At 43.4% G+C, this 6,052-nt stretch carries 2 protein-coding genes; both read right to left on the bottom strand.

Annotated features, from left to right (window positions below; all coding sequences use genetic code 11):
• Positions 1–1,131 precede the first annotated feature (1,131 nt).
• Positions 1,132–3,516, bottom strand: coding sequence for a T9SS type A sorting domain-containing protein (locus LHW48_06475; protein ID MCB5260104.1), 2,385 nt, complete (start codon positions 3,514–3,516; stop codon positions 1,132–1,134).
• 64 nt (positions 3,517–3,580) lie between these two features.
• Positions 3,581–5,893: a T9SS type A sorting domain-containing protein gene (locus LHW48_06470; protein ID MCB5260103.1), complete on the bottom strand. Its 2,313-nt coding sequence runs from the start codon at positions 5,891–5,893 to the stop codon at positions 3,581–3,583.
• Between the last annotated feature and the right edge of the window lie 159 nt (positions 5,894–6,052).

Below are 6,052 nucleotides of genomic sequence, written 5' to 3'. Positions count from 1 at the left end.
ATCCTATGTATGCTGTTCTCAAGTACTTTCACGAAATCTCCTGGCACCGTCTCTTGAATTAACTTGACGATTTCTGCCATCTCGTTTTTGCTCCTCTTTAGTTGAGTCATGATCTTCTCCTTGTCTGTTAGTTTTGTCAAAACCATTAAAACAATGAGTTCGATTGGGCTCAACGTTTTTCTTTAGTTCACTCAATTTCTCCACCTGAATTTACACCAAGCTTTGAGACACTACCCTGTCGCTGCAATGAGACATACAAAGATCAGGCAGTTTATCATCTTGTGAACAGGGCTGCCCTTCCCCTATAGCTTGTGATAGAAATGACGTGTAAATAAGAGTATTTATTCCTGCCATTTACACGAGATCTCCATGACGGCTAAAGGGGAGAGGCTGATTCGGACAGAGTTAGATCACAGCTTCAACCTTTTTCATCCTGGGCGATCTATTGTCCCAGCTTTCAATATGAAATACATAAGCATAAATGAGAGCTAATGTACTATATTCGAAACTATTATAACAATGATATCTTGATGTTTTGGGGAATGCTTGTTGAATTTGCAAGTGGCATTCTCCCCATTTTTCACGAGAGCTTGATTATGGGCTGGTCAGTGTTTGCTATTTGAAATACCGTCCCTACAGGACCCAACCCATTGCGTAGCTGTCGGGTGCTATCTAAAAATCCGTCCCTAAAGGGCTCGTTTTGAAGCATATTCGGCTGTTTCCACTACAACGCTGCTTTTCAATAAGTTTCCCCAAATTACAAAAAGAGAATCCAGTAAGGGAGTACCGGATTCTCTGATCATAAAGAATTATGCTACATGCGCTTAGGCATAGCGAGCGAGGTTATCATAAATATCTACCGAAGACATTAAAACTGTGTTGGAGCCAAGAATTGCGATCCCGCCGCCACTGGCAGCACGGCTCCCAAATATCCGCAGCTTACTTAGTACGACAGAGTTATTCCTATTGATAAATATACCGATTCCAGAGATCTGATAACGACTATACGCATTGGGGTAATAATCATAACCCTTACCTCCGGTTATGGAAAATCCCCTTATCGTGCATTCGGTGGTGTATTCAAAACTGAGGATAGTAGATGTATTGCCATTGCTACCATCGATGATTACACTACTTCAGCAGCAGCATTTTGTTGGTAATGGATTTTCCGCCAGATTTTAGACGGGTGAAGTATAGGCCGGAAGCGACATTATTACCACTTTTGTCTTTCCCCTGCCAGACTACCTGATAGTTAGCTTTGTTTTTGTGCTCACTCACCAGCGTGTTTACCAATTGGCCTTTGGCGTTGTAGATAGCAAGGCTTACATCACCATCGGTGGGAACACTGTAACTGATCGTGGTGCTGGGATTGAAGGGATTGGGATAGTTTGCTAATTGCAAATTGCTCACAGTTGGATTAAGCTCTTCCTCATTGCCTGTATATCCCTGTGATTCATAACAACCGATATCAATCTGCGACCCATAGACCCGGTTAAAACCAAAGGCATCATATTCAGGAACAACATAACCTGAAGGCAAGATCGCAGAATTCATGGTTCCGGCATCTATGGCTGGTGAGTAACCATTTTCCTCATCCGAAAACAGACAATAATAGCTGGGCAGGGTAGGATCATCACCGCTGAACAAGGGATCGGTGCCAGTGATGTTATGCGCACCCCAATTCAAGGATTGATCTTCGTACACCCTGTAGATATTGTTAGTTTTGCTGAATAGGCTGTTTTCGATATGCGTATCTATTGTGGTTCTGATATCAAAGGCATTGCTGTTGTTCGAAAAGATGCAATTCACTATGCGGTTTACATAAGATCCAATACGCAAGTAATCTGGATAGGTACCGGTATTATTGGCGAAGGTGCAATTGATAAAATCAACACTCTGCCCACCAAAGATATCAATATTTCTGACTCCGCCGCTGGCGGTATTGCCCGCAAAGAGACAATTATCAAATATAACCACTTGGCTGGATTGTGGCCCGAAATAAGTCCTGAACTGGGCAAATCCATCCTCTGAATAGTGGGTATTATTGACGAACCTGCTGTTGCTGACGATCAAGGTATCCCGCACCGCAATGTCAAAAGCTCCACAACCTCGATCCCAAGGGCCCGGCATCCAAGGCACGCCACTGTCCCTGATCACGATCTTATCAAGCTTGATTACTGCTCCTTTTAGATATAAGCCAAAGTCGTGATATTGGGCTGTGTTGTTGCTCAAGGTGATGTTCTTCATAGTATAATCGCTATTGATATAGCCCAAGGCTACCATCCATTGACTAACTGATGAGTTTTCAACCGTGATGTTTTCATAATGGCAATCAAAGATTTCCCAACTGAAGAGAGCAGATGCCATGCTTGTGGTGATGGATACATTCTTCATCTGCATGCCAAACCTCCTGATGCCCATGGTTACCACTCCCGTGCCATCAATCAGGTTTTCGGCATAGAGTCTCGTTTGAGCTTCCGATACACCCTGCAATGTGGTATAATCCTTCATGGCGATGGGGATGTATTCATCCATCATAAGGTTATGATGTTCTCCTGCCATCAGGTGGACTGTCCGGGGTTGAGCAGGATTACTGGCAATTCTCTGCATGCCCAGCGAGGGAGTTTTGAGGGCTGTGGCAGGGCTAAGCCCATCATTGTCGTCATCACCCAAGGGACTTACGTAGATATCTGCATCAATCGGTTGCAGATAGGCTTCCTGGATATCAAACACTACATAAGGAGAGCTGTCATACCCTGCGTCATAATGATCAGCATAATAGCGTTCATAAGTGGGCACGGTGAATTTCTTCAGATAGATGGAAACCGTACCGTAGTGAATATAATGCCAATGTAGGTCCATGCCCCATTGGGCAAAATTGTTGTAGATGCTGCACCTATCAGTCTGTGAGAAGACTATCGTTGGTGCTCCTTCCTGGGGCGAACTGCCAATCGACAAGCCACCTCCGGTATATCTGGCAATATTGTTATAGATATTCACCTTTGATAAAGTCACAGAACAATTCTCTGCAATAATCATACCCCCCCCTATGGATGCTATGTTATCATAGATATTGAGATTGATCAGGCTTGCACTGCAGTTTTTGTGGAAGAATATTCCGCCTCCAAATATTTGTCGCGGCGATGCACCATTGAAGTAGTCATATCCCCTACCCCCGGTGATTGAAAACCCTCTTAGGGTGATATTCACGGCGTTTTCATAAAAGATTACAGTGGAATTCGCATTGGCAGAGCCATCGATGATCGTAGTACTTATGTAGGTAGTATCTTCGGTCGTATATTCCAGGGAGACAAGGATGAGGTTCTGTTTGTTAGAAAGATCTATATTCTCGATATAGTGTCCCGGATACACCAATACCACATCTCCACTTTGGGCATCGTTGATAGCCACCTGTATGGAAGTATAGGCTTGAGTTCCATCCAGGGACACGTGTCTGGTAATAGCGAATACCGCCAATGGTAGCAGTAGCATAGCTATTAGTAAATATTGTTTCATGTCAGCTCCCGTTATATCAGGTATGGAGCGGTGATAGACACCGCTCCATATACCCTATATTTATCTACTTCAGCAGTAGCATTTTGTTGTTTATAGATTTTCCGCCAGATACCAAGCGGGTGAAATACAAGCCGGAAGCGACAGAATTGCCACTCATATCTCTTCCTTGCCAGACTACCTGATAGTTACCTTTGTTTTTGTGCTCACTCACCAGCGTGTTTACCAATTGGCCTTTCGCGTTGTAGATATTGAGCATTACATCACCATTTGCAGGCACACTGTAGCTGATGGTGGTGCTGGGATTGAAGGGATTGGGATAGTTCTTAATACCTAAGCTTAGCGTACTCGGTGCGTCAGTATCGGGGAGCGTAGAACCCATTTTAATCAGATAATGATCAGATGTGTCTTTTACAAAAGAGCTGCACTGTACGTATGCATTATTGGTCTGATCAAAAAGGTTGATGGAGATAGATTTAGCACTGGACTTGGCTCCGTCCCAAGCGACAAGCTCCAATTCCGAGCCTTCTGGCAGAGACGATATAAAGGCTGGAATCATCACTGTTTCACCATTCACCACCGCGGCACCATAACACAGATCATCGCTCATAATGGCTATCTCTTTTGTCGTGGCAAGAGAATCCATTTGAACAAATACTGCTGTATAATCGGGCTCGATATTGAACTCAAAGTATTCAGGTGTTTCACGAACATACTTTGTAGCATGTAAACCCCTTGCCCATTGAAACTGTCCAACACTGGGCGAACCGAACCTCTTTACTATGACCATGTCTCCGTATGAAAGAGATGGGCTTGGTGCTCCTACTTCTCCAAATACAATCCATGGAGCTCCTCTTTTCGCCATTATTCTTACCATCGTCCAGTCCTTATGCTGGATATAATATAACTCATCCAGGTAGGAACCGAAAGCACTAACAGTTTGCGTCTCAGGCAGGAAATAACCTATCCAATTCTCTACCCCGGGCTCTGGGACTTGGACATATTGATCTAAAGGCACATGGTAGCCATGTAGCCTCTCCATTTCTAAGGGGCTATTGAAAAGAGCTTTATAGCCAAGGAATCCTTCGTCGCTGTTCAATCCACGCATGTAGTGCCAAGTGATTACAGCATTCGGCCTATGAGTATATTCGCCAAACACATTGCCGGGATCATACCACTTGAATGAGACCCTATCCATCTCTGAAAAAGGTCCTTCATAATCGTAGAAGAAAGCTCGCATATTGTCGGCACGGTAATCAACCCCATCAATGTTTACATAGGAATGGTCATCAAGAACCGGAAAGCACATCCAGTTTCCTTGAGGGTCATCATCGAAGCTATATCTAATGAATCGATCGCCATTATAGGGTATTCCGCCAATGTCTTGGGTTTCATCGTGAGGAGTAATCAAGTCTTGATTTCCCGGAGCCCCTTGATGATCCCAGAAATCCGCAGAATATCCAGTACCTATACAGGGGGAACCTTTCTCAAGAGAAAAATCACCATTGAACATTGGGTCAGCAATTATGTTGCCCAAACCCCCAAACGCGGAGTACTGGGTATTATAGGCACAACAAAACTCGTAAGAGGCATTTACATTCATGTAGGGCTGGAATATTATGCAGTTTTGGAACACTGAATCCCCTTCGTATGTCCACACCTGTACGGCTGTAGGCGAATCATGATAAAGGGTTGTAGCTTCGCAAGACAATAATCCTCCATACAGATAAATAGTTTCTTCACAGGCAGTTTGTGAACCTCCATGATTAAAATAGAGCAGTGATTCGCTGACTGTAATCTCGGAATCTTCTGCATAAATTGCTCCACCGAAAGAGATTAATACTAAGCCAGTGTAGCGAACTCCGGTGTTATTGTGCATTTTCGTGTTGATTAGCTCTAGATCTGATTGATATGCATAGATCCCACCGCCTTTCCATGCTCGACAATGATTAATTATGCAATCTTCAATTACTACGGATTCGCTATAATAAATAAAAAGGCCTCCTCCCAGCAGAGTAGAGTTAATTTGGGGCTCCGATGCTCTGGATATTGTGGCACCCATTATCTTAATCGTAGCAGCATTGTTGCCCAACGTGATTGTGGACATTGAGTTTCCCGTTCCTTTGATAATCAATTCATTGCTACTTATATCCCACTGCTTGAGAGTTAGAGGATATTGAAATCCGCTAATACTCAGGTTTTGATCGTAATAATTAGCACTATCTCTACCTTTAATATGGATTGTATTGGGTTCAGCATGGTTGCGGGCTTCGCTGATTGCGGATACAATTGATTTGTATGGAGTACTGATTGTCCCATTACCGTATGCAGCTTGGTCGCCATCTACATAAATGTTTCTGGCAAAGAGGTTGCATGACATAAAAAAACAAATCGTCAGCATTAAATAGAGCTTGGGCCTAATAGCGTCTATAGTGCTGCGGGGGGGGGGGGGGGGGGGAAAAACCCTTGTTTTTTTTTTTTTATGGTTTGGGTTCTTTTTTTTTTTTTTTTTTTTAAATTTTTTTTTTTATGTTTTTTT

Source organism: Candidatus Cloacimonadota bacterium, assembly GCA_020532355.1.
GTDB lineage: Bacteria > Cloacimonadota > Cloacimonadia > Cloacimonadales > Cloacimonadaceae > UBA5456.
The sequence above is the reverse complement of the archived record's forward strand: the minus strand, read 5'-3'. Positions and strand labels throughout refer to the sequence as shown.